The 22731-nt window shown below is 67.9% G+C and carries 26 protein-coding genes; 17 read left to right on the forward strand and 9 right to left on the reverse strand.

Features of this window, described 5'->3' with window-relative positions; translation table 11 throughout:
• Positions 1-51: 51 nt before the first annotated feature.
• From IPM60_17180 to IPM60_17190, 3 genes are all read left to right on the forward strand, one after another.
• Positions 52-966, forward strand: coding sequence for a DMT family transporter (locus IPM60_17180; protein ID MBK8909527.1), 915 nt, complete (start codon positions 52-54; stop codon positions 964-966).
• An 89-nt stretch (positions 967-1055) separates the two neighbouring features.
• On the forward strand, positions 1056-1334 hold the full coding sequence (locus IPM60_17185) for a BrnT family toxin (protein ID MBK8909528.1): 279 nt from the start codon (positions 1056-1058) through the stop codon (positions 1332-1334).
• Entirely contained in the window at positions 1297-1581 is a 285-nt protein-coding gene (locus tag IPM60_17190) for a BrnA antitoxin family protein (protein ID MBK8909529.1), read from the forward strand. The genes IPM60_17185 and IPM60_17190 overlap by 38 nt, the downstream gene beginning before the upstream one ends.
• Before the next feature lie 266 nt (positions 1582-1847).
• Here the strand turns inward: IPM60_17190 and IPM60_17195 are convergent, their stop codons facing one another.
• Together IPM60_17195 and IPM60_17200 are read right to left on the reverse strand one after the other, a co-directional pair.
• Positions 1848-2567, reverse strand: coding sequence for an LrgB family protein (locus tag IPM60_17195; protein MBK8909530.1), 720 nt, complete (start codon positions 2565-2567; stop codon positions 1848-1850).
• Entirely contained in the window at positions 2564-2965 is a 402-nt protein-coding gene (locus IPM60_17200) for a CidA/LrgA family protein (protein ID MBK8909531.1), read from the reverse strand. Before IPM60_17200 ends, IPM60_17195 begins: the two co-directional genes overlap by 4 nt.
• A gap of 205 nt (positions 2966-3170) precedes the next feature.
• On the opposite strand from IPM60_17200, the gene IPM60_17205 reads away from it, so the two are divergent.
• The 3 genes from IPM60_17205 to eno are packed head-to-tail and all read left to right on the forward strand — an operon-like array spanning position 3171 to position 6454.
• A complete protein-coding gene (locus IPM60_17205) occupies positions 3171-4139 on the forward strand; it encodes a D-2-hydroxyacid dehydrogenase (protein ID MBK8909532.1) in 969 nt (322 codons plus the stop codon).
• Positions 4140-4145: 6 nt separating this feature from the next.
• Complete coding sequence (locus IPM60_17210; GenBank protein ID MBK8909533.1) at positions 4146-5159, forward strand: aminoglycoside phosphotransferase family protein; 1014 nt, start codon at positions 4146-4148, stop codon at positions 5157-5159.
• Positions 5156-6454: a phosphopyruvate hydratase gene (gene eno, locus IPM60_17215; protein MBK8909534.1), complete on the forward strand. Its 1299-nt coding sequence runs from the start codon at positions 5156-5158 to the stop codon at positions 6452-6454. The genes IPM60_17210 and eno overlap by 4 nt, the downstream gene beginning before the upstream one ends.
• Positions 6455-6468: 14 nt before the next feature.
• Here the strand turns inward: eno and IPM60_17220 are convergent, their stop codons facing one another.
• From IPM60_17220 to IPM60_17245, 6 genes are all read right to left on the reverse strand, one after another.
• Positions 6469-7788 (reverse strand): amidase, encoded by a 1320-nt coding sequence (locus IPM60_17220; protein ID MBK8909535.1) that lies wholly within the window; start codon positions 7786-7788, stop codon positions 6469-6471.
• Between the two features lie 40 nt (positions 7789-7828).
• Positions 7829-9133 carry a TRAP transporter large permease subunit gene (locus IPM60_17225; GenBank protein MBK8909536.1) on the reverse strand — a complete coding sequence of 435 codons (1305 nt, stop codon included), beginning with the start codon at positions 9131-9133 and terminating at the stop codon, positions 7829-7831.
• A gap of 5 nt (positions 9134-9138) precedes the next feature.
• Positions 9139-9666: a TRAP transporter small permease gene (locus IPM60_17230; protein MBK8909537.1), complete on the reverse strand. Its 528-nt coding sequence runs from the start codon at positions 9664-9666 to the stop codon at positions 9139-9141.
• Between the two features lie 15 nt (positions 9667-9681).
• Positions 9682-10662 (reverse strand): TRAP transporter substrate-binding protein, encoded by a 981-nt coding sequence (locus IPM60_17235; protein ID MBK8909538.1) that lies wholly within the window; start codon positions 10660-10662, stop codon positions 9682-9684.
• 69 nt (positions 10663-10731) lie between these two features.
• Positions 10732-11403 (reverse strand): hypothetical protein, encoded by a 672-nt coding sequence (locus IPM60_17240; protein ID MBK8909539.1) that lies wholly within the window; start codon positions 11401-11403, stop codon positions 10732-10734.
• Positions 11404-11484: 81 nt separating this feature from the next.
• Positions 11485-12243, reverse strand: coding sequence for a 5-oxoprolinase subunit PxpA (locus IPM60_17245; protein ID MBK8909540.1), 759 nt, complete (start codon positions 12241-12243; stop codon positions 11485-11487).
• 53 nt (positions 12244-12296) lie between these two features.
• On the opposite strand from IPM60_17245, the gene pxpB reads away from it, so the two are divergent.
• Together pxpB and IPM60_17255 are read left to right on the forward strand one after the other, a co-directional pair.
• Positions 12297-13052 carry a 5-oxoprolinase subunit PxpB gene (gene pxpB / locus IPM60_17250; protein ID MBK8909541.1) on the forward strand — a complete coding sequence of 252 codons (756 nt, stop codon included), beginning with the start codon at positions 12297-12299 and terminating at the stop codon, positions 13050-13052.
• Positions 13049-14071 (forward strand): biotin-dependent carboxyltransferase family protein, encoded by a 1023-nt coding sequence (locus IPM60_17255; GenBank protein ID MBK8909542.1) that lies wholly within the window; start codon positions 13049-13051, stop codon positions 14069-14071. Before pxpB ends, IPM60_17255 begins: the two co-directional genes overlap by 4 nt.
• 126 nt (positions 14072-14197) lie before the next feature.
• Here the strand turns inward: IPM60_17255 and erpA are convergent, their stop codons facing one another.
• Positions 14198-14554: an iron-sulfur cluster insertion protein ErpA gene (erpA, locus tag IPM60_17260; GenBank protein MBK8909543.1), complete on the reverse strand. Its 357-nt coding sequence runs from the start codon at positions 14552-14554 to the stop codon at positions 14198-14200.
• A gap of 166 nt (positions 14555-14720) precedes the next feature.
• Here erpA and IPM60_17265 point away from each other — a divergent pair, with 166 nt between their 5' ends.
• The 9 genes from IPM60_17265 to tatB all read left to right on the forward strand — a co-directional run bounded on the left by IPM60_17265 (position 14721) and on the right by tatB (position 22693).
• The gene (locus IPM60_17265; protein ID MBK8909544.1) at positions 14721-15902 is read left to right on the forward strand and encodes a deoxyguanosinetriphosphate triphosphohydrolase; all 1182 of its coding nucleotides are present in this window, start codon (positions 14721-14723) and stop codon (positions 15900-15902) included.
• Positions 15899-17653 carry an arginine--tRNA ligase gene (locus IPM60_17270; GenBank protein MBK8909545.1) on the forward strand — a complete coding sequence of 585 codons (1755 nt, stop codon included), beginning with the start codon at positions 15899-15901 and terminating at the stop codon, positions 17651-17653. Before IPM60_17265 ends, IPM60_17270 begins: the two co-directional genes overlap by 4 nt.
• Complete coding sequence (locus IPM60_17275) at positions 17653-18603, forward strand: SPOR domain-containing protein (protein ID MBK8909546.1); 951 nt, start codon at positions 17653-17655, stop codon at positions 18601-18603. The genes IPM60_17270 and IPM60_17275 overlap by 1 nt, the downstream gene beginning before the upstream one ends.
• Positions 18596-19660 (forward strand): beta-N-acetylhexosaminidase, encoded by a 1065-nt coding sequence (nagZ, locus tag IPM60_17280; GenBank protein ID MBK8909547.1) that lies wholly within the window; start codon positions 18596-18598, stop codon positions 19658-19660. Before IPM60_17275 ends, nagZ begins: the two co-directional genes overlap by 8 nt.
• On the forward strand, positions 19657-20352 hold the full coding sequence (locus IPM60_17285; GenBank protein MBK8909548.1) for a site-2 protease family protein: 696 nt from the start codon (positions 19657-19659) through the stop codon (positions 20350-20352). The genes nagZ and IPM60_17285 overlap by 4 nt, the downstream gene beginning before the upstream one ends.
• Before the next feature lie 55 nt (positions 20353-20407).
• Entirely contained in the window at positions 20408-21259 is an 852-nt protein-coding gene (locus tag IPM60_17290; GenBank protein ID MBK8909549.1) for a segregation/condensation protein A, read from the forward strand.
• Between the two features lie 2 nt (positions 21260-21261).
• Entirely contained in the window at positions 21262-21858 is a 597-nt protein-coding gene (scpB, locus tag IPM60_17295; GenBank protein ID MBK8909550.1) for an SMC-Scp complex subunit ScpB, read from the forward strand.
• Between the two features lie 86 nt (positions 21859-21944).
• Positions 21945-22193: a twin-arginine translocase TatA/TatE family subunit gene (locus IPM60_17300; protein MBK8909551.1), complete on the forward strand. Its 249-nt coding sequence runs from the start codon at positions 21945-21947 to the stop codon at positions 22191-22193.
• Positions 22194-22252: 59 nt separating this feature from the next.
• Positions 22253-22693: a twin-arginine translocase subunit TatB gene (gene tatB / locus IPM60_17305; protein ID MBK8909552.1), complete on the forward strand. Its 441-nt coding sequence runs from the start codon at positions 22253-22255 to the stop codon at positions 22691-22693.
• Positions 22694-22731 lie beyond the last annotated feature (38 nt).

Consider the following 22731-nt stretch of genomic DNA (forward strand, 5'->3'; position numbering starts at 1 on the left):
CAACCTCCCGAGCGCCGTGGGACGCTGCCGGCTCGGAACCCGACGCAACCAATGGCCTTCCACGTCACTCTCGCCGATCGCCGCAACGCCTTGTCGGACCCGCTGCGCGCCGCCCTGTTGATGATTGGCGCCTGCCTCTGCTTTGCGAGCATGCTGACCCTTGTCCGCTACCTGTCCGCGGACATACACCCGATCCAGTCGGCTTTCTTCCGCAACCTGTTTGGGCTGTTGGCGCTTCTGCCGTGGCTGGTGCGGGACGGACTGCCCGGCTTGAAGACGCGGCGGTTCGGCGCCCATCTGGTGCGCGCGGCGTTCGGCCTGACGGCGATGGTCTGCTTGTTCCTGTCGGTGAGCCTGATGCCGCTCGCCGAGGCGACGGCGCTGACCTTCACGGCGCCCTTGTTCGCGACCGCCGGCGCGGCGCTGTTTCTGGGGGAGACGGTGCGAATTCGACGCTGGGCCGCCACCGTCATCGGCTTCTGCGGCACCCTGATCATCCTGCGGCCGGGCGCGGAGACGCTGTCCGGCGGCGCCGCGGTGGCGCTTGCCGCTGCCGCATTCATGGCGGCGGCGATGCTGATGATCAAGCTGCTGTCCCGCACCGAGAGCCCCAACGCCATTGTCTTCTATTTCGGAGCATTGGCGACGCCGGCGTCGTTCGTCATCGCGCTGTTCTTCTGGACGACGCCGACGCCGGTGATGTGGCTGTGGTTTGCCCTGCTTGGCGGTGTCGCAACCCTCGGCCAAGTGCTGCTGACCCGCGCCTTCGCCGCCGCCGACGCGTCGGCGGTGATCCCGTTCGACTTCGCCCGCCTGGTGTTCGTCTCCGTGTTCGCGTACCTCCTGTTCGGCCAGATCCCCGACCTTTGGACCTGGATCGGCGCCGCCGTCATCTTCGCTGCCGTCCTCTACATCACCCACCGCGAATCCCGCCTCGGCGCCGCCAGACCCCCGCCGACGACGTAGGCACTACCCGCTCCGCGTGCTTCGCGTGCTCATCTCCCCCCGCGGAACGGCGATTGCCGTCGTGTCCACTTTTCTGTACTTTTCCAGGAATGGACGGGTTCGAGTGGGACGAGCGGAAACGCCTCGCGAACATCGCCGAGCGAGGCGTCGATTTCCGTATCGCCGCCCGCATCTTCGCCAGCCCGGTGCTCGAAGCCGAAGATCGCCGCGGACAGCACAGGGAAACCCGGTTCCGCGCGTTGGGCCACGTGGGCGACGAATTCTTCCTGGTGGCCTACACGTGGCGCGGGATCAACCGGCGGATCATCAGCGCTTGGAAGGTCGGAGAAGATGGCAGAAGACGATATCAGGCACTACTCGCGCGCTGAGCTCGAACAGATGGCACGAGACGGCGACACAGTCCCGACCCGGGCGGACGCGCCGGAGATCCGACTGGACGAAGCCTTCTGGCGCACCGCCCGCCTCGTCGTCCCCGGCAACAACGGCAAGACCTCGGTCCACCTGCGCCTCGACCCCGAGGTCTTGGAGTGGTTCCGGAGCCAGGGCAAGGGCCACTTGACCCGCATGTCTGCCGTCCTCCGAGCCTACATGGAGGCTAACCGCGACAAGCGGTAGCCGTGAAGCCGGCTTACGCTGCGGATGCCGATGCTGTATTCACGCCAGGGCGGCGAGCAGGTACTTGGAGCAAACCTGCGGTGTTGCCGCCCAGTGCTTAGCGCCTTCATCGCGCCGCGTCTTCCCGTAAGGCTCGACAATCGCATCCGGCCGCGTCTTGGCGTCGACGGGCCGGTTGCGCGACGCGAGCAGGTCCCGGAACCGCTAGACCCAATAGGTATGAACCCGATTGCTGCAATGGGTAAGGAAACCTGCATTTCGAACGCTCAAAACAGCAGCCGGTACAGCAGCGGTATCAGGATCGCGGTGGCGAGGGCGTTGAGGCCCATGGCGAGGCCGGAGAAGGCGCCGGCGACGTCGCTGACCTGGAACGCTCGGGCGGTGCCGATGCCGTGGGCGGCGACGCCGATGGCGAGGCCGGCGGCGCGCTCGTCGCGGATGCGGAGCAGGCGGAGGAGACCGGTTGCGGTCATCGCGCCGGTGATGCCGGTCAGGATGACGACGACGGCGGTCAGGGTGGGGAGGCCGCCCAACTGCTCGGAAATGCCCATGGCGACCGGCGCGGTCACCGACTTCGGCGCCAGCGACAGGACTGTCTTTTCAGAGGCACCCAGGAGCCAAGCGATGCCGACCGCGCTCGCCGCCGCCGTCAGCGCGCCGCTGATCACCGCGACGAGGATGGCGAGCAGCGAGCGCCTGACCTGCTGCACCTGGCGATAGAGCGGAACGGCGAGGGCGACCGTGGCCGGGCCAAGCAGAAAATGGACGAACTGGGCGCCTTCGAAGTAGGTGCGGTAGTCGGTGCCGGTCAGCCACAACAAGCCGACGAGGGCGACAACGGCGATCAGCACCGGATTGACCAGCGCGTTGCTGCCGCTCAGCCGATAGAGCCACGTTCCGCCGAGATACGCCAGCACGGTCAGGGTGAGCGCCAGCAGCGGGCTCGCGGCCAGGTAGACCCAGATGGCCTGCAGATCGGTGGTCATCGCCGCCCGTCTCCACTACTGGCGTCTGCGCTTCTGTCATCGCCGGCGTTGCCGCGGTCGTCGTTGCCGCGGCTGAGCAGGTGCATGACGAAGGCGGTGATGGCGATGGTCAGCACCGTGCTGGCGATCAGCGACACGGCGATCGGCACCAACTCGGCGGCGATCAGGTTCGCGTGCAGCATGACGCCGACGCCCGCCGGCACGAACAGCAGGGACAGGTGCGCGAGCAGCCCGTCCGATGCTTCGGCGAGGCCGGCAGGGATGCCGCCGCGCATCATGAGCCCGGCGAACAGCAGGACCATGCCGGCGACCGGACCGGGAACCGGCAATCCCGACGCCACGACCAGCACTTCGCCGGCCAACTGACAGACCAGCAGCAAGGCGAAGAAGCCAAGCATCGGCCTCGTGCTCCCTTCCGTCAGGTTGCCGTGGGGCCCGTCTTACCAGAGGACACCGGGCTTGGCCAACCGCGGGCGCTTCCGGTCGCGGCGGCGCTTGCACCTGAGGGCGCAGGGCGTATCATGCAGTCCCCCGGCAGGGAATGGACTTCCCAGCAGAAGCGCTTGGGATCTGGAGCGCGTGAGGACCAGCGGCGGAACCGGCATGAGCAGGAGCATCGTCTTTCTCGACCGCGACACGCTGGCGCCGTCTGTCAACCTGCGGCGGCCGGCGTTCGACCATCGCTGGACGGAGCACGGCCGCACGCCGGCGGAAGCGGTGGCAGAGCGCTCGGCCGATGCCGACATCGTCATCAGCAACAAGGTGCCACTGCGCGCCGACGCACTGACACAACTCCCGAACCTGAAGATGATCGCCGCAGCCGCCACCGGCACCGACATGATCGATCTGGACGCGTGCCGCGAACGCGGCATTGTCGTCTCCAACATCCGCGGCTACGCCGTCCGCACCGTTCCCGAGCACACGTTCGCGCTGATCCTGGCGCTCCGCCGCAACATCCTCGCCTACCACGAGTCCGTACGGCGCGGCCGCTGGCAGGAGGCGAAGCAGTTCTGCTTCTTCGACCATCCCATCGCCGACCTTCACGGCAGCCGCATCGGCATCATCGGCGAGGGCGCCAACGGCCAAGGCGTGGCGGCATTGGCCAGAGCGTTCGGGATGACGGTCATGTTTGCGGCCCACAAGGGCGTCAGCGGCCTCGGGCCGTTGTACACGCCGTGGGACGACGTGCTGGCGACGGCCGACGTCATCACCCTGCACTGTCCGCTGACCCCGGCGACCCGCGGGATGATCGCCATGGCGGAGTTCCGCGCCATGTGCCGCCGGCCGATCGTCGTCAACACCGCCCGCGGCGGCCTCATTGACGAGGCCGACATGGCGACGGCCTTGCGAGAGGGCCTGATCGCCGGCGCCGCCGTCGACACCACCCAGCCGGAGCCGCCGCCTTCCGACAGCCCGCTGATGCAGCTTCTCGACCATCCCCGGTTCATCCTCACCCCCCACGTCGCCTGGGCCAGCCGCGAGGCCATGCAGACTCTCGCCGACCAACTCATCGACAACATCGAAGCGTTCGCCGCCGGTCGGCCACAGAACGTCGTCGTCGGCGGGCGCTGATCCGTCGTGGCTGACGGATCCACCGACGACATCCTGGAAGCGCTACGGCGGCTGGGCGTGATCGGAGCCAGCGAGAGGCCCGTCTGCACCGCGCTCGCCGGCGGCGTGTCGTCCGACATCTGGCGCGTCGACAGGGCCGACGGGCCGGTGTGCGTCAAGCGCGCGCTGCCCCGCCTCAAGGTCGCAGCCGACTGGCAGGCGCCGGTGGAGCGCAACGCCTTCGAGGTGCGGTGGTTCGAGACGGTGGCGGCAATCGAGCCGGCAGCAGTGCCCCGAATCGTCGCCCATGATCCCGGCGCCGGCCTGTTCGTCATGGACTACCTGGATGCGGACCTCTATCCGGTGTGGAAGGAGGAACTGCACGTCGGCCGCGTCGATCTTGTCACCGCCGCCATCGTCGGCGGGCGGCTCGCGCGCATCCATGCCGGCACCGCCGACCGGCCGGCGTTGGCGCGGCGGTTCGAGTCCGACGCCCTGTTCCATGCTCTCCGGCTCGAGCCTTACCTGGAAGCCGCCGCCCGCGCGCATCCGGACCGGGCCGAGGCGTTGACGGCGCTGGTGCAGGTCACGGCGGCGACCCGGCGCGTGCTGGTGCATGGTGACGTAAGCCCCAAGAACATCCTGATCGGCCCGGCCGGACCGGTGTTCCTCGACGCCGAATGCGCGTGGTACGGCGATCCGGCGTTCGATCTCGCCTTCTGCCTCAACCACCTGCTGCTGAAGTGCCTGTGGACGCCGCGGGTCCGCGAACGCTATCTGCAGGCGTTTCACGCCATTGCCGACAGCTACCTCCGCGGCGTCACCTGGGAGCCGGCAGCGGCGGTGGAGGCGCGCGCCGCGCACCTGCTACCGGGACTGATGCTGGCGAGGGTCGACGGCAAGTCGCCGGTGGAATACATCGAAGCCGAGGCGGATCGGGAGCGGGTACGGCGGACGGCGCGGCGGCTTCTGGCGATGCCGGTTGAGACGCTGGCGGAGGTGGCTTCGATCTGGGCGGACGAGCTGGCGAGACGAGCATGAGTGCCACCGCCATCGCCGAGGTGCGCGGCTGGCGGGTTTGGGACTCCCGTGGGCGGCCGACCGTGGAGGCGGAGGTGCTCCTTGCCGGCGGCGCCAGCGGCCGCGCCATCGCGCCGGCCGGCGCATCCTGCGGCAGCGGCGAAGCGGTTGATCTGCGCGATGGCGGGCCGCCGTTCGGCGGCTACGACGTGCGCGACGCTTTGTCCCGCATCAGCACCACCATCGCGCCCGCGCTGAGTGGCGCCGACGCGGCCGACCAGGCGGCGATCGACCGCGCCTTGATCGACCTCGATGGTACGCCGGACAAGTCTCGCCTCGGCGGCAACGCCATGATCGCCGTCTCCATGGCGGCCGCCCATGCTGCTGCGGCGGCCGCCGGATTGCCGTTGTGGCGGTGGCTTGGCGGCGAGGCGCCGCCGCGGCTGCCGCTACCAGAGATCCAGATCTTCGGCGGCGGCGCCCACGCCGGCCGCCGGGTCGACGTGCAGGATTTCATGGTCATCGCGGTGGGCGCGGAGAGCTATGCCCAGGCCCTCGACTGGTCGTCGGAGGTGTATCGGTGCGCCGGGGCGCTTATGGCCGCCGACGGCCGGCTCTACGGCGTGGCGGACGAGGGCGGCTGGTGGCCGGCATTCGACGCCAACGAGGACGCGTTCGCGCTGATCGTGCGCGCCATCGAGTGGGCCGGGTTGATCCCCGGCGAGGACGTGGCCATCGCCATCGACGTCGCCGCTTCCGAGTTCGGCCGCGGCGGCCGCTACCGCCTCGCTCTCGACGAATCCGACCTCGACAGCGACGGGATGTGCGAGCTGTTGCTGGACTGGATCGCGCGCTACCCGATCGTTTCGGTCGAGGACGCTTTGGCCGAGGACGACGACGCCGGCATGACGGCCTTCACCCAAGCCGCGGGCAGTCGGGTGCAGGTCGTCGGCGACGACTACACGGCAACCGATGCGGCGCGCATCCAGGCAGCCGCGAAGCGCGGCGCCTGCAACACGGCCCTGATCAAGCCCAACCAGGCGGGGACCCTGACCGAGACGCTTGCGGCATTGCTTGCGGCCCGGCAGGCCGGTTGGGGCGCCATCGTCTCCGCCCGCTCCGGCGAAAGCGAGGACGTTACCATCGTTCACCTCGCCGTCGGCTGGGGCGTCGAGCAACTCAAGGTCGGCTCTTTCGCCCGCTCCGAGCGGCTCGCCAAGTGGAACGAGGGCCTCCGCATCGCCCGCGCATGCGGTGCAGACGGATCATTGCCGCCGCGGACCGACTTCGCCTGGAGCCGCTCGACGGGAGCCTGATGAGCGACCGCGCCTCAATCGACCAGTCGTTCGAGCGCGCGTGCGATCGCAAGCAGGCGGCGGTCGTCGTTGCGCCGCCCGATGATCATCAGGCCTACGGGCAAGCCGCCGCTGGCGCAGGGTATGGAGACGGCCGGCCGATCGATGAAGTTCCAGACGGACGTGTTGCGCAACACCATGTTGTTGATGTGAGCGTAGGCCACATCGTCCACGAGGTCGTCGAAGCGCGGCGGGACGATGGCGACGGTCGGCGTCAGCAGAGCGTCAAACCGGTCGGTCGCAGCCTCGACCTCCGCGCTCAGGGCGGCGCGAGCGTGGAGCAGGTCGATGTAGTCCGCCGCGGACTGTTCGGCGCCGCGCTCGATCCTTACTCTCACTCGAGGGTCGTACCTCTCGCCGTGGCGAGACAAGAGGTCGCGATGCCAGGCATAAGCCTCGGCCGCCGTCAAACCGCCCTTGCCGTTCAGGTCCGGAATGCGGTCGACCTGAGGAAGCGGGAGGTCGTGAACGTACGCATGGCCGCGCTCGACCCGCCGAACGGCGTCTTCGAATGCTGCGGCGACGGTCCGGTCGAGCCCCTCCAACACGTAGCTTTTCGGCAGACCGAGACGCAGACCCGGAAGCTCGGCCGGCTCTGTGGCGACGAACGCCGCGCCGGTGAGCACGCCGTCCAGGATGGCGCAGCAGGCGACGCTCCGCCCGATGGGACCAACGCTGTCAAGCGACGATGAGAGTGGCAGCACCCCGCGCCGACACACCCGCTTCTGGCTCGGCTTGAAGCCGACGAGCCGGCAGAAGGCGGCCGGAATGCGCACCGAACCGCCGGTATCGCTGCCGATGGCCGCCGCCGCCATGCCGTCGGTCACCGACACGGCGCCCCCGGAGGAGGAGCCGCCGGGAACCCGCGCCCGATCGACCGGATTGCCGGGGCAGCCGTGGTGCGGATTGAGGCCCAGCCCCGAGTAGGCGAACTCGGTCATGTTGGTGCGGCCGACAACGACGGCGCCGGCGGCGCGCAGCCTCGCCACGACGGGCGCGTCCCGTTCGGCTGGCGGAGCATCCTCGAGTACGACGGAGCCGGCCGTCGTGACTTGGCCTTTGATGTCGAACAGGTCCTTGATCGATACCGGCACACCGGCGAGCGGAGACGGGACGACGCCGTGGCTTCGCAGCAGATCGCTGGCGCGCGCCTGGGCCAGCGCCGCCTCGCGGTCCACTCGCGTGAAGGCGCGCCGGCCCTCTCCGTCCGGGTCCTCGATGCGAGCCAGCGCCGCTTCGGTCAAGGCAAGGCTGGTGGTCCGGCCGGAGTCGAGGTCGGCGGCAATGGAGAGGATGGTCGCGCTCCGGGACACGGAGGGGGTCCCGAGCCGCGTTTCAGCCGGCCATCATGCGGCTCGGCAGCCACGTCGCGATGGCCGGGAAGGCGACGAGGATGACGACGGCCACGAGCATGACCGCAAAGAACGGCAACGCCGCGCGACCGATGTAGAGGATGTTTCGCCCGGTCAGCGACTGTATGACGAATAGGTTGAAGCCAACCGGCGGCGTGATCTGGGAAATCTCCACGACCAGAACGATGTAGATGCCGAACCACACCAGGTCGATGCCGGCCGTCTGGACCATCGGGATGATGATCGCCGTGGTCAGGACCACGATCGAAATGCCGTCCAGAAAACACCCCAGCACCACGAAGAACACGGTCAGCGCGGCGAGCAGGGCATAGGGAGACAACCCCATCTCGTTGATCCAGGTCGCCAGCGCTCGCGGGATGCCGGTGTAGCCCATCACCGTCGTCAGGAAGGCGGCGGAGCCAAGGATGAACGCGATCATGCACGAAGTCCGGGTGGCCCCGTAGAGGCTTTCCTTGAAGGTTGTCCAGGTCATGCCGCCGGTGAGGGTGGCGATGAGCAGCGCCCCGACAACGCCGAGGGTGGCGGCTTCGGTCGCGGTGGCGACGCCCACGTAGATCGAGCCGATCACGGCCGCGATCAGCAGCACCACCGGCAGGAGCAGGCGAAGCCGGTGCAGACGTTCCCTCCATGACAGGGTCTCGGCCTCTTTCGGCAGGCGACCGGGATGGAGCAGGGCCCACGCCATAATTAAGCCCATGAGCAGCAGCACCAGAACCAACCCGGGAATGACGCCAGCCAGGAAGAGTCGGGCGATGGAAACATTGGCCGAGACCCCATAGACGATCAGGATGATCGACGGCGGGATCAGCAGCCCCAAGGTTCCCGAGGCGGCGATCGATCCGAGGGTCATGCGCTCGTCGTAGCCCCGTTGGAGAAGCTCCGGGATCGCCATTTTACCGACGGTCGCGGCAGTCGCCGCCGATGAGCCGCTGACGGCAGCGAAGATCGCGCAACCCAGTACGTTGACATGCAGCAACCGCCCCGGCAGCCGCCCCATCCAAGGGGCAAGTCCCTTGAACAGGTCCTCTGAGAGGCGGGAGCGGAACAGGATCTCCCCCATCCAGATGAACAGCGGCAAAGCCGTCAGTGTCCAACTGCTCAGTGCGCTCCAGATGGTGCTCGGCATGACCAGGGTGACCGGGGCGTTGGTGAACAACACCATGCCGACGACGCTGATGGTCAACAGCGAGACCGCGACCCAGATGCTGGTCCCGAGGAGGAATAGGAGGGCCAGCGCCAACAGCGGGCTAAAGGCGAGGGGGTCCATGGCGCCTATTCACCCATGACCTCGTCAGCGGTTCCTTCGGCATCCTCATGGCGGCGATAGACCGGCTCACGGCCGCTCAGCACCAGAACCAACTGTTCGACGATCGCAACTTCAAGCAGGATGACGCCGAGCGCCATTGCGGTCTGAGGGATCCACAGCGGAACAGCCAACAGCCCCGTCGACAGGTCGCCGAAGTCGTACGAGTCCCAAACCATCAACGCTGCCGAGTAGGCGAGCAAACCTACGAAACCGGCCGCGATCAGCAGACACCAGATCTCCACGGCGGTGCGATAGCGGGGCTGCAGCTTCTGAACGAACAGACTGACCCGGATGTGGCTGCCCATGCGCAGTGTCCAGGCCAGCGCGAAAAAGGTGGAAGCCGCCATGGCGAAGCCGGCGAACTCCGCCCCTGATGGCACCAGGAACCCGAGCAGCCGACCAAGGATCTGGGCAAGCGTGAGCAGCCCCACGGCCGCAAGGAATATGGCGGCGAGGATCCCCCCGCCATGAAAGAGCCAGTCGAGGGCGCGCATGAGCGGTCGACGGCGTCAGTTGCTGCTGCGGTAGCGCTCGATCACCTTGCTTCCAGCGTCGCCGGCGCTCGACTTCCACTCCTCGAGCATCTGGTCGCCCACCTTCTGCAACTCACCTTGCAGCTGTTCCCCCGGCTTCTCGACCTGCATGCCATGTTCGGCCAAAGTCGCGATCAATCCCTCAATGACCTCCGGAGCCCGTTTCCACGCCCGTTCCTCGGCCGCTTTCGCAGCCTTCAGCACGGCCTTCTGGCCCTTCTCGTCCAGGTTCTGGAACGTGCGTTCGTTGACGACGACAATGTTCCAGGGAATGAACGCCCGGACATCGTAGAAATAGCTGACGAAGTCCCACGCCTGAGAGTCGACGCCCGTCGCCGGAGATGTAAGCATCGCCTCGATGACCCCGGTGGAGAAGGCCTGCGGCACTTCGGCCTGCTGAATGGTCACCGGCCGGGCGCCCATCAGTTCGGCCATGCGCGCCGAATTGGGATTGTAGGCCCGAAAGCTGACGCCCTGCAGGTCACTCAGCGACTTGAGGGGCTGATCGACGTAGATGCCCTGCGGCGGCCACGGCTGGATGAACAGTAAGCGCAGGCGCTTCGGTTTCAGCGCTTCCTCAAGGGCCGGGCGGGCCGCTTCCGCCAGTTTGCGATTGGAGTCGTAATCGGTGGCCAGGAACGGGACATTGTCGATGCCGAAGATAGGGTTTTCGTTGCTCTGCATCGACACGAAGTATTCCCCGATGGGGACTTGGCCCGTCTGCACCGCGCGCGGCACGTCCGGCTGTCGAACCAAGGAGTCCTCCGGGTGGAGAACGATCTCGATGTCGCCACCGGACTCCTTTTCCACGTCGTCGACGAATTCCTGAATGTTCACGGTCATGTAGTTCCGCTCGTTGGAGCGGACCGGCATGTCCCATTTTTCAGCAAGCGATGGCGTTGAGAAGCCGACCGCGGCGACGAGGGCCGCGAAAAAGCCCAATTTCGCAATCTTCATGACATTTCCTCCGCAATTTGCTCTATCGGAGACGCGGTCGGCTGTGATCGGCTGCCGCCCCGCGAAGGGTTAGGCAGCCAGTTCGGCTTTCGAAAGATCCCATAGCAGTCGGTAGGTGCCTGTCCAGATGAGCTTGGCGCCCTCCAGCTGATCTGGTCTCAGCGCGTCTTCGCACGCCGAGCGCACGGCTTCGACGCCGGTGCCGTCGATCACGACGTACCAATCACCGGCGCCGTTGCTGGCCGCGTCCGCTCCGCTCAGCGGTTGCGACAGTTCAGGATCGCTTTCCAGGAGATGGACCGAGACGATGCCGTCCCGCGCGATCGTCTCCGGGAACCGCTCCGCGATGCGGTTGCGCAGGCTGCTTGCCTCTGGCCCTGATGGGCGCAGGCGAGCGAACACGATCGCCGAGCCACGACCTTGACCCTGGCTCGCTCCCACGCGAACGAGGGCCCGGGTCGCGTTGCGGAACCGGGCGATGTTGTCCAGCGACCACTGCGTCTGGTGTGCGACGCGCTCCCGATAGGGCGGGCTGCTGAGTACGTCGAATGTTTCCGTGGTGTAGAGCGCCAAATATTTGACCGGCGCCTGGTGGGCAATGTAGCGGCGGGCCTCGAGAAAGCCCGCGATGGCGACGCGCTCGGCTAGGTGTTCCTTGTCGTACCAGCGATTGAAATCCGGCTCATGCTCCGGATCGATATCCATGCAGTTGACAAGTAGTCCCGTTCCCGCCAGCGGCATGTGCGTTCCTTCACTCGCTTATGACATGCGCACGTCAAAGTGCTCTCCAAGCCATTTCATGTCAACAAGTCCGTCAAGCGATCAGGAGAAGGGAGCGATCGTGGCGCCGCCGGCCTCCAGAGCGGCGCGGATGCGGCGGGCCATGGCGACCGCCGCCGGGTTGTCGCCGTGGACGCATACGGTGTCGATATGAGCCGGAAGCTTGGCGCCGCTCACGGTGGTGATCGCCTGCTCCTCCAACATGCGCACTACCCTATCAGCCGCGGCATCCGGGTCGTGGATCACGGCGCCCTCTTTCTTGCGCGAGGTCAGGTTGCCGTTGTCGTCGTAGGTGCGGTCGGCATACACCTCGCGCACGATCCGCAAGTCATGGGTCTCGCCGGCGCGTTCGGTGGCCATCCCGGGCATCACCATGAACACCAGTTCAGGATCAATCCGGCGGATGGCGTCCGCGATGGCGTTTGCGATATCCTGATCGACGGCGGCACGGTTGGCGAGGGCGCCGTGGGGCTTGACGTAAGTCACCTTGTGGCCGGCCGCCGCGGCCACCGCCTGGATGGCGCCGATCTGGTACACCATCATCTGCACGATCTCCTCGGGCGTGTCCCCGATGATCTGGCGCCGCCCGAAGCCCCAGAGATCGAGGTAGCTGGGATGAGCGCCGACCGCCACGCCGTTCGCTAGCGCCCGCGTGATGGTCCGGTGCATGACGAGGGGATCGCCCGCATGGAAGCCACAGGCGACGTTGGCGCTGGTGACGATGTCGAGCATGGCGTCGTCGTCTCCGAGCGTGTAGACGCCGAAGCTCTCGCCCATGTCGCAGTTGAGATCGATTGCGATTCCCATGATCCAGCCCTTCTGCTACTGGTTTTTCAGTTTGTTGGAGATCGAACATGATTAAAGTTCAATCTTCTGTCCAGCCGCGGCAGCGCGCCCGCTTCCTGCCGGCCGGCGATGCGGCGCTCGTGGTGGAACTCGGGGAGTCGATCGACGACGTGACCAACAATCGCGTCCTCGCCCTCGATGCGCTCTTGACCGGTGCGGGCATCGCCGGCGTGGAGGAGACCGTCCCGACGTATCGCTCGCTCCTCGTAGCCTACGATCCCGGGACCGTTGCGTTTGCGGACTTGGTGCGCCGGTTGGAGCTTTTGCTCGATGAGCCGGAGGATTCGGTTGCCGCTCCGGCCGGGCGCCGGTGGAGCCTGCCGGTCGTCTATGGCGGCTCCTTTGGCGAAGATCTGCAGTTCGTCGCCAACGCCAGCGACCTCAGCGAGGAGGAGGTTGTTCGCCGCCACGCCGAGGCGGAGTACCGGGTCTATATGATCGGATTCCAGCCGGGGTTCGCCTATCTCGGCGGGCTCGATCCGCAGCTTCATCTGCCGCGCCGGGCGGATCCGCGCGCGACGGTGGAGGCGGGCAGCATTGCCATCGGCGGCTCGCAGTCGGCGGTCTACTCGGTGGCGTGCCCGAGCGGCTGGCACCTTGTGGGACGTTCGCCGGTTCGCGTGTTCGACTCACGCCGCGAGCAGCCGTTTCTCCTGTCCGCCGGCGACCGCGTGCGCTTCCGTCCGTTGCCGGCCGAAGCTTGGGAGCCGCTTGCACGCCGGGCCGATGCCGGGGACGTCGTTGCCGAGGAACTTCCGGAATGAACGCAGCCTTGCGCGTGGAGACGCCGGGCCCGCTGAGCACCCTTCAGGACTTCGGCCGTCGCGGCTGGCGGCGCTTCGGGGTTCCGGTGTCGGGAGCCATGGATCCCGTGGCGCTGAGCATCGCCAACGCGCTGGTGGGCAATCCGCCGGGCGCCGCCGCTGTGGAATTGACGTTGATCGGCGGCAGCTTCGTCGTAGAGGGAGCGGCGGTGCGGATCGCGTTGGCCGGCGGCGACTTCCCCATGTTCATCGACGGCAGCCCCGCTGCCGCCGCGTGCAGCCATACCTGGGAAGCGGGGCAGAGCGTTCGCATCGGCAGCACGCGGCACGGCGTGCGCGGCTATCTGGCGGCCGCCGGCGGGTTCGCAATCGAGGCGATGCTGGACAGCCGCTCCACCCATGTGCGTTCAGGCCTCGGCGGCCTTCACGGCGGACCGCTAGCTGCGGGTGACCGCTTGCCGCTGGGGGAGGCGGAGCTTGCCGTTCCGGACCAATGGCTGCCGCCGGAGCACATGCCTCACGCCTTTCCAAAGGTGCGGGTCGTTCTCGGCCCGCAGGACGACCACTTCACCACGCAGGCGATCGCACGTTTCCAGGCGACGGACTACACGATCTCGCCGCATTCCGACCGCATGGGCTATCGCCTTTCCGGCCCTCCGCTGGAGCACAGCCGGGGCTTCGACATCATCTCCGACGCCACCGTGCCGGGCAGCATCCAGGTTCCCGGCACTGGAGAGCCCATCGTCCTGATGGCCGACGCCCAGACCACGGGCGGCTATCCCAAGATCGCTACAGTCATCAGCGCGGACCTGCCGGCTCTCGGACAACGCCGCCCCGGCGACCATCTCCGTTTCGAAGCTGTGACGCTAGAGGCGGCGGTCGCGGCTCGCCAGGCGTTGGTCCGCTGGCTGGCGGCTCTGCCTCGAGTGCTGGTCCCGGTCGGGCGCGGCCCCAACCCGGAGCGTCTGCTCGCGGCCAACCTGATCGGCGGGGTAACCGACGGGGACGCCTTCCTTTAGCCGCCGCAGCACTGTCGGGCCCGACGTGAAGCTCGGCTAAGACGTGAAGCTCGGCTAAGGAGGGCCGTCCGCGTCCGCCGGCGGCGTTGCCTCGGTCGCGTCACGCCGCCGCGCGCCGATCATCCATCAGACGGAGAACGACGAGCCGCAGCCGCAGGTGGACGACGCGTTCGGGTTCCTGATGGCGAAGTAGGAGCCGATCAGGTCCTCGACGAAATCGATCTCCGAGCCCTGCAGGAGACCGAGGGAAACCTCGTCGATGACGGCAGCGACCCCGTCCCGCTCGAACACCCGGTCGTCAGCGTTCACCTGGTCATCGAGGCTGAACCCGTACTGGAAGCCGGAGCATCCGCCGCCGGAGACCGACACCCGCAGTTTCAGCTCCGGATTGCCCTCCATGGCGGTCAGCACGGCGATTCGGCCGGCGGCGCTCGCGGACAACTGCAAGCCGGACTGGTCGATGACGTTGGTTCCCACGGCCATCTCAATGGACTCCTGATGCGCGGACGAGAGTAATCTTCCGATATGGTTGTGTTTCTCTAAATGTAGTCCAACCGCGCGGGCTGTCAAAGGGGACGATGCGGGCGGCCGGCGGCTTGTCCGGAACGGCATCGTTGCTTGCGGTGCCGGCGGTTTGTAGGCTCTGAACATGAATCAGGACCACACCCTGGCGCCGTTTGCGTGTCGCGCCGCCGACAGCCGCGGGCGTCGGCACCCGGAGCCGGAGAGCGCCAGCCGCACCTGCTATCAGCGGGACCGCGACCGTATCATCCATTCGGCGGCGTTCCGGCGGCTAGAATACAAGACCCAGGTGTTCGTCAACCACGAAGGCGACTTCTTCCGCACCCGCCTCACCCACAGCCTCGAGGTGTCGCAGATCGCCCGCTCCGTCTGCCGCAGCCTCGGCCTCAACGAAGACCTGGCGGAGGCCCTCGCGCTCGCCCACGATCTCGGTCATCCACCGTTCGGCCACGCCGGCGAGGACGCCTTGAAGGAAATGATGGAGCCGTTCGGCGGTTTCGACCACAACGCCCAGAGCCTTCGGGTGGTGACACACCTGGAGGCGCGCTATGCCGACTTCGACGGCCTCAACCTGACCTGGGAAACGCTGGAAGGCCTCGTCAAGCATAACGGCCCGCTGGTCGGCGCTCATGCCAGCCGCCCGCTGCCACAAGCGATCGCCGAGTACGTCGCCGGCTATGATCTGGAACTCGACACCTATGCGGGCGCCGAGGCCCAGGTTGCGTCTCTCGCCGATGATATCGCCTACAACAACCACGACATCGACGACGGCCTGCGCGCCGGCCTGTTCAGCATCGACGATCTGGGCGTGGTGCCGCTGGTCGGACCGGTTCTCTCGGAGGTGCGGGCGCGGTATCCGGTGCTGGAGCCGACTCGCCTGATCCACGAAGCGGTGCGCCGGCTGATCGGGTTGATGATCGCCGACCTCATCGGCGAGACGCGCCGGCGCCTCGAAGAACTGGCGCCGCGCTCGCCCGCCGACATCCGCGGCCACAGCCGCCCGATCGCCGGCTTTTCCGCGGCAATGGAGGACAACGACCGCGCCCTCAAGGCGTTTCTGTTCAAGCACATGTACCGCCACTACAAGCTCAACCGCATGACCAGCAAGGCCAAGCGGGCGGTCCGCGAGTTGTTCCGGCTGCTGGTCGAGGAGCCGGGCTGTCTGCCCACCGACTGGCAGCGAACGGCGGGCCGGGCGTCGACGCCGCAGACGGCGCGGGTGGTCTGCGATTACGTGGCCGGCATGACCGACCGCTACGCCCTCGACGAGCACCGTAGGCTGCTCGATGTCCAGTCGAGGAGCTCATGAACCTCTTTCAGTTTTTCGCTGATGCCGTGAGCGACGCGGTGGCGGCGCTGGCGGGCGACGGGGTGCTGCCGGACGGCCTTGACACCGCCCGCGTCGCGGTCGAGCCGCCGCGCGACGCCGGCCATGGCGACGTCACCACCAATGCCGCCATGGTGCTCGCCAAGTCGGCGCGAATGAAGCCTCGGGAGCTCGCCGCCGCACTCGCCGGGCGGCTGGCGGCGATGGAGTCGGTTGCCGACGTGGAGGTCGCCGGTCCGGGCTTCATCAACCTGCGCCTGGCGCATCCCTTCTGGCATGAACGGTTGCGGGACATTTTGAAGGCTGGCTCGGCTTACGGAGATTCGACCAGCGGCGCCGGAACCGCGGTCAACATCGAGTTCGTGTCCGCCAATCCCACCGGGCCGCTCCATGTCGGTCATGGCCGCGGCGCCGTGGTCGGCGACGTGTTGGCGGCGCTGCTGGAAAAGGCCGGCTACCGCGTCACCCGCGAGTACTACGTCAACGATGCCGGCGCGCAGGTGGACGCGCTGGCGCGCTCGCTGCATTTCCGCTATCGCGAAGCGTTGGGCGAGGATGCCGGGGCGTTTCCGGAAGGTCTGTACCCCGGCGACTATCTGGTCCCGGTCGCCGAGGACATGGTTCGCCGCGACGGCGACCGCTGGCGCAATGCGGAGGCGGGCGACTGGCTGCCGGCATTCCGCGATGTCGCCGCAGAGCGCATGCTGGCCCTGATCTCGGACGATCTGGCGCTGCTCGGGGTGCGCTTCGACGTGATGACCTCGGAGCGGCGCTTGGTCGCCGACGGCAAGGTGGAGGCCGCGCTGGCGACGCTTGCGGAGATGGGCCTGCTATACGAAGGCGTGCTGGAGCCGCCGAAGGGCATGCTCCCCGACGACTGGGAGCCGCGGCCGCAGACGCTGTTCCGGGCGACGCTCTTCGGAGACGACGTGGACCGGCCGCTCAAGAAGTCCGACGGGTCGTGGACATATTTCGCCACCGACATCGCCTACCACCTCGACAAATACCGCCGCGGCTTCGCGTCGATGATCGACGTGTGGGGGGCCGATCACGGCGGGTATGTCAAGCGGATGCGGGCGGCGGTCAAGGCGATCAGCGACGGCCACGCCGATCTCGACGTCAAGCTTTGCCAGATGGTCAATCTGCTCGACGGCGGACAGCCCGTGAAGATGTCGAAGCGGGCAGGGTCTTTCATCACCATGCGGGAGGTTGTCGAGCGGGTCGGCCGCGACGTTTTCCGCTTCGTCATGCTGACTCGCAAGAACGACGCGCAACTGGACTTCGATTTCGAGGCGGTGGTGGAGCAGTCGCGGGAAAATCCGGTGTTCTACGTCCAGTACGCTCACGCGCGCTGCCGCTCGGTTCTCCGTCATGCCGCCGGAGAACTGGGCGCCGGCGCCGTCACCGACGCCGCCCTGGCGGCGACGGCGCTCGAGCGGCTGACGGATCAGGCGGAACTCGATCTCATCCGCCAGTTGGCGGCGTGGCCGCGCCTGGTGGAGACGGCGGCGGCGGCGCACGAGCCGCATCGTGTCGCCTTTTTCCTGCAGGAAGTTGCCGCGTCGTTTCATGTGCTGTGGACGAAGGGCAAGGACGACGCCCGACTTCGTTTCATCACGCCGTCGGACGTACCGATGACGCTCGCCCGTCTGGCGCTGGTCCGCGCCGTTCAGGCGGTTCTCGCGTCCGGTCTCGAGGTCTTTGGCGTAGAACCCGTTGAGGAGTTACGGTGATGGCTGAACGCAAACCCATCCATTTCAGTCCCCGGCAACCGCCGTTTCCGGATCCGAACGAACTTGCGGTGGAGAGCCAGCCGCAGAGCCGCCGCGGCCGCGGCTCATGGGTGATCGCAGCGCTGCTCGTCATCGCCCTTGTCTTCGCGTGGTGGGGCTGGAACGGCGAGGACGAACAGGTCGCCGGGGTCGAGCCGGAGGTGATTCGCGCCGATCCAGAGCCCGTCAAGGTGAAGCCCGACGAGCCGGGCGGAATGACCGTCGAGGATCGCGACAAGCTGGTCTACCGCCGCCTGGCGGGGGAGGAGGAGCCCGATACCGTCGAGCGCCTGCTGCCGCCGACCGAGGAGCCAATTGCGCCGCCTCAGCCGCAGCTTCATGTCGAAAGCGATCAGCCGCCGCCGCCGCCGGCGTGGCTGGCCGAGGACAGCGAGCGCGTGAACGGGCAGGCGTCGCAGCCCGACGATGCCGCCCCGGCCGGACCCGCCGATCCGTCGACGTCAGGGAACGGAAACGCTGCGGCTACCGGAGTGGGCACCGCCGCTCCCACGTCTCGGCCTGCCCGCGACGATCAGCGTGCTGAATCGGCGGCGGGATCGGCGGCCCCCGCGGACTCCGCCCAACCATCCGATGCCGGCCGCGCGCCAGAGGTGAGCACCGCCGCCGTCTCCGCTCCGCCGGCGTCGACGCGCGGTGGGGTCTACCAGATACAGTTGGCGGCGGTGAGCTCCGAGGAACGGGCGGAGAGCGCTTGGGCAGGCTATAAAGCCAAGCACGGTGATCTGCTCGGCGACCTGGGATCACAGGTGGTGCGCGCCGATCTCGGCGACAAAGGCGTGTTCTACCGGCTGCGCGCCGGTCCCATTCTCGGCGAGAACAACGCGCGGGCGCTGTGCAACAGGCTGTCGGGCCGCGGCGTCGGATGCATGGTCGTGCGCCCCGGTGGCTAGGGAGCGGGGCGCGCCGCCGCGGGCAGTCATCTTCGGCGTCGCCGGCGCCGAGCTTACAGATAGCGAGCGGCGGTTTCTGGCCGAGTGGGATCCGCTCGGCCTCATCCTGTTCGCCCGCAATTGCGCTGCACCTGACGCCGTCCGCGCCCTCGTCGACGACTTCCGCGCCGCCGTCGGACGCGCCGACGCGCCCGTGCTCATCGACCAGGAAGGCGGGCGGGTGGCGCGCCTCAAGCCGCCGCACTGGCGGAGTGCGCCGGCGCCGGCCGTATTCGCGCGTTTTGCCGCTGCCGACGTGGCGCGCGCCTGCGAGGCGTGCACGCTCAATGCCAGGCTTGTGGCGGCGGAGCTTGCGGCGCTGGGCATCACCGTCGATACCCTGCCGATCCTCGACATCCCGCAGCCCGGCGCCGACCCGGTCATCGGCGACCGCGCCGCCGGCGACACGCCGGAACTGGCCGCGCGCCTTGGCCGCAGCACCTGCGAAGGGCTGCTGGCGGAGGGCGTGCTGCCCGTGATCAAGCACATCCCCGGTCATGGACGCGCCGCTGTCGACAGCCATCGGGCGCTGCCCATCGTCGACGCCAGCCGGGACGAACTGGAAAGAGTCGACTTCGCGCCGTTCCGCCGCCTAGCCGACATGCCGTGGGCGATGACCGCGCACGTGGTCTACACCGCCATTGATTGCGAGGCGCCGGCGACTACATCTCGAACGGTCATTGGCGACATCATCCGCGGCGCCATCGGCTTCGACGGCCTGTTGCTGAGCGACGACCTGTGCATGGCGGCGCTCGCCGGACCTCCGGCGGCGCGGGCCGAAGCGGCGGTCGCCGCCGGATGCGACGTGGTTCTTCACTGCAACGGCGATCTCGATGAGATGCACGCCGTCGCCGCGGTCGCGCCGCTTCTGTCGGACGCGGCGCTGACCCGTCTCGCTCGGGGAGAGCGAGCGCGGCTTGAATGCCGAGACAAGCGACCGGCGGACAGCGTCGCCGCCCGGCTGGAGGCATTGATGCAAGGCCAGCCGGTGGCGTGGAAACGAGGATCGAACGCGTGAATTTCGACATTGACACCATCCTGTTCACGCTGTCGGTCTGGGTCATCCCGGTGCTGTTGGCGATCACCTTCCACGAAGCTGCGCACGGCTGGGTAGCGCATCGTCGGGGCGACGACACCGCGTTCCGCCTGGGGCGAGTCACCTTCAACCCGCTCCGCCACATCGATCCGTTCGGCACGGTGCTGCTGCCGGCGCTGTTGTTCATCGGCTCGGGCGGGCGGATGCTGTTCGGCTTCGCCAAGCCGGTGCCGGTCAACTTCGCCAACCTGCACCAGCCGCGCCGCGACATGGTGTTGGTCGCCGCCGCAGGTCCCGGCATCAACATCGTTATGGCCATCGTCGCGGCAGCGGCTATCCACCTGGTGCCGCTGTTGTCCGGCGACCTTGCCGAGTGGGTGGCCTACAACCTTCGCAACGCCGTCTGGATCAACGTGTTGCTCGCGGTGTTCAACATGCTGCCGGTGCCGCCGCTGGACGGCGGCCGCGTCGCCGTGGGCCTGTTGCCGCCGGCGCTGGCGGTGCGGTGGGCGGCCCTCGAGCGTTACGGCATTTTCATCGTGCTCGGCGGCATTTTCCTGGTGCCGTGGCTGGGCGCCCAAGTCGGGCTCAGGCTCGACGTGTTCGGCTGGCTGGTGCTCCTGCCGGCTTCGCTGCTGGCGCAAGGAATCTTCACTCTGGTCAACATCGCATGAGGACGGCACCTGCATCATGGCGCCTGCATGACGGTACAGGCATGACGGTACGGGCATGACGGGCGCAGCGGACGCGCCGGGCGACCGCGAGGCGGCGCCGGCCGGCCCACAGTTCGTCGTCGATATCGACGGCTACGAGGGGCCGGTCGACGTGCTGTTGACGCTGGCGCGCGCCCAGAAGGTCGACCTCAGGCAGGTGTCGATTTTGCAGCTTGCCGATCAGTACCTGGCGTTCGTCGCCGCGGTGCGCAGCGCCAGCCTTGAACTGGCGGCCGAGTATCTGGTGATGGCGGCGTGGCTCGCCTACCTGAAGTCGCGCCTGTTGCTGCCCGAGCCGCCCGGCGACGAGGAACCGACCGGCGAGGAAATGGCCGCCGCCCTGGCGTTCCAGCTCCAGCGCCTCGAAGCGGTGCGGGACGCGGGCGCCCGGTTGATGGCCCGACCGCGCCTCGGCCGCGACGTGTTCGCTCGCGGCCAGCCGGAGCCGGTGGCGGCGACCACCACCACCGTCGTCGTGGTCACCCTCTACGATCTGCTCAAGGCCTACGGCGAGCATGTGCGGCGCCGACAGCCGCAGGTGCTGGCGGTCGAACCGTCCGAGGTGTATTCGGTCAAGGATGCGCTGGCATGGCTGACACGCGCCCTCGGCCGCTCGCCCGGCTGGGAGAACTTGTGGAACTTCCTGCCGCCGCAAACCGCGGAGGAGTTGCGCGGCGGCCGTCTCCGCCTCACCGGGCGCTCTGCCCTGGCGGCAACGTTCGCCGCCAGCCTCGAACTGGCGCGGCAGGGGCGGGTGCGGCTGCGTCAGGCCGGCGCGTTCGGGCCGATCTACATCAACGGCGCGCCGGACGGAGACGGTGCTGCGGATGGCCCTCCGACCGGTGACGGGACGGTGGTGCGGCCGTGACCATGGTCGATCCCCTGCATTTGAGGCTGGTGGAGGCGCTGCTGTTCGCGTCCGCCGAGCCGGTCGGCGAGCGGCAATTGGCCGAAGCGCTGCCGGACGGCGTGGCTCTCCGGCCGCTGTTGAACGTCTTGCAGCAGCACTACCGGGAGCGGGGCGTCAATCTGGTCGGCGTCGGCAACTCCTGGGCGTTCCGCACCGCGCCCGACCTCGGGCCGTTGCTCGGTCACCATCGCACGGTGGAGCGCAAATTGTCGCGCGCCGCGCTCGAGTCCCTCGCCATCATCGCCTATCACCAGCCCGTCACCCGCGCCGAGATCGAGGAGATCCGCGGCGTGAAGATCGGCAAGGGCACCATCGACGTGTTGCTTGAGGAGGGCTGGATCCGGCCCGGCCACCGGCGCCAGACGCCCGGCCGGCCCGTCACGTGGGGCACCACCGAGCGCTTTCTCGACCATTTCGGGCTGGCGGGGCTCGATGAACTGCCTGGCGTCGAGGAGTTGAAGGCCGCCGGGCTGCTGGACACGCGCCCCGCCATCCAGGCCTACGGCGCCAGCCCCGATTCCGGATCAACCGACGACGACGAGACCGACAGCGAATAACGGCGAGGTGGTCCCGTTGCGGCTGTCGGAGGTTTCTGTCATGATCGGCCTAGGATCGAGAACCAAACACGAAAGAGCGCACGCACATGGGCAGTTTCAGCATTTGGCACTGGCTGATCGTCCTCGTCGTTGTCCTTATCCTGTTCGGCGGCAAGGGCAAGATTTCCCAGATCATGGGCGACGTCGGCAAGGGCTTGAAGTCGTTCAAGAAAAGCATCAAGGACGACGACGAACCTGCGGATCGTCGATCGGTGGACGAGCCGCGGGCGCTGAACTCCGGCGCGGAGGATGTCGCCGGACCGATGCCCGACCGCGACCGGGTAGCGAAGTCCTGACTCCGAACCGCACCGGTTCCGCTTAGCACCACCTGTGGCGCCCGAGGCGACATCCCGCCATGTTGGACATCGGCTGGCAGGAGCTACTGATCATCGCGGTGCTGACCGTCATCGTGGTCGGCCCTAAGGACCTGCCGCAGGCGCTGCGGACGGTCACCGCCGTGCTGCGCAAGGCGCGCGGTCTGGCGCGTGAGTTCCAGAACGGCGTCGACGACATGATCCGGGAGGCCGAACTCGATGACGTCAAGCGCCAGGTCAACAGCGCGCGCCGCCTCGACCTGGATGCCGAAGCGCGCAAGATCATCGATCCGGCGGGGACCTTGACCGAGGATTTCGACCCGGCCGAGTTCGCCCGCGACATCAAGCACCGGGTCGAGGGCGTCTCGGCCGCGCAGACTGCACCTGTCCCCGCCGCTGCTCCCGCGGCTCCGGCCTCTCTCGCAGCGCCGCCGGCGCCGAGGGAGGCGGAAGCAGCGGATCCGCCGCAACCAAGGTCTTGACGAAAGCACCATCGGCACGTGGCGGACGACGACTTCGA

It is taken from the genome of Rhodospirillales bacterium (assembly GCA_016710335.1).
Taxonomy (GTDB): domain Bacteria; phylum Pseudomonadota; class Alphaproteobacteria; order Rhodospirillales; family Defluviicoccaceae; genus JADJXQ01.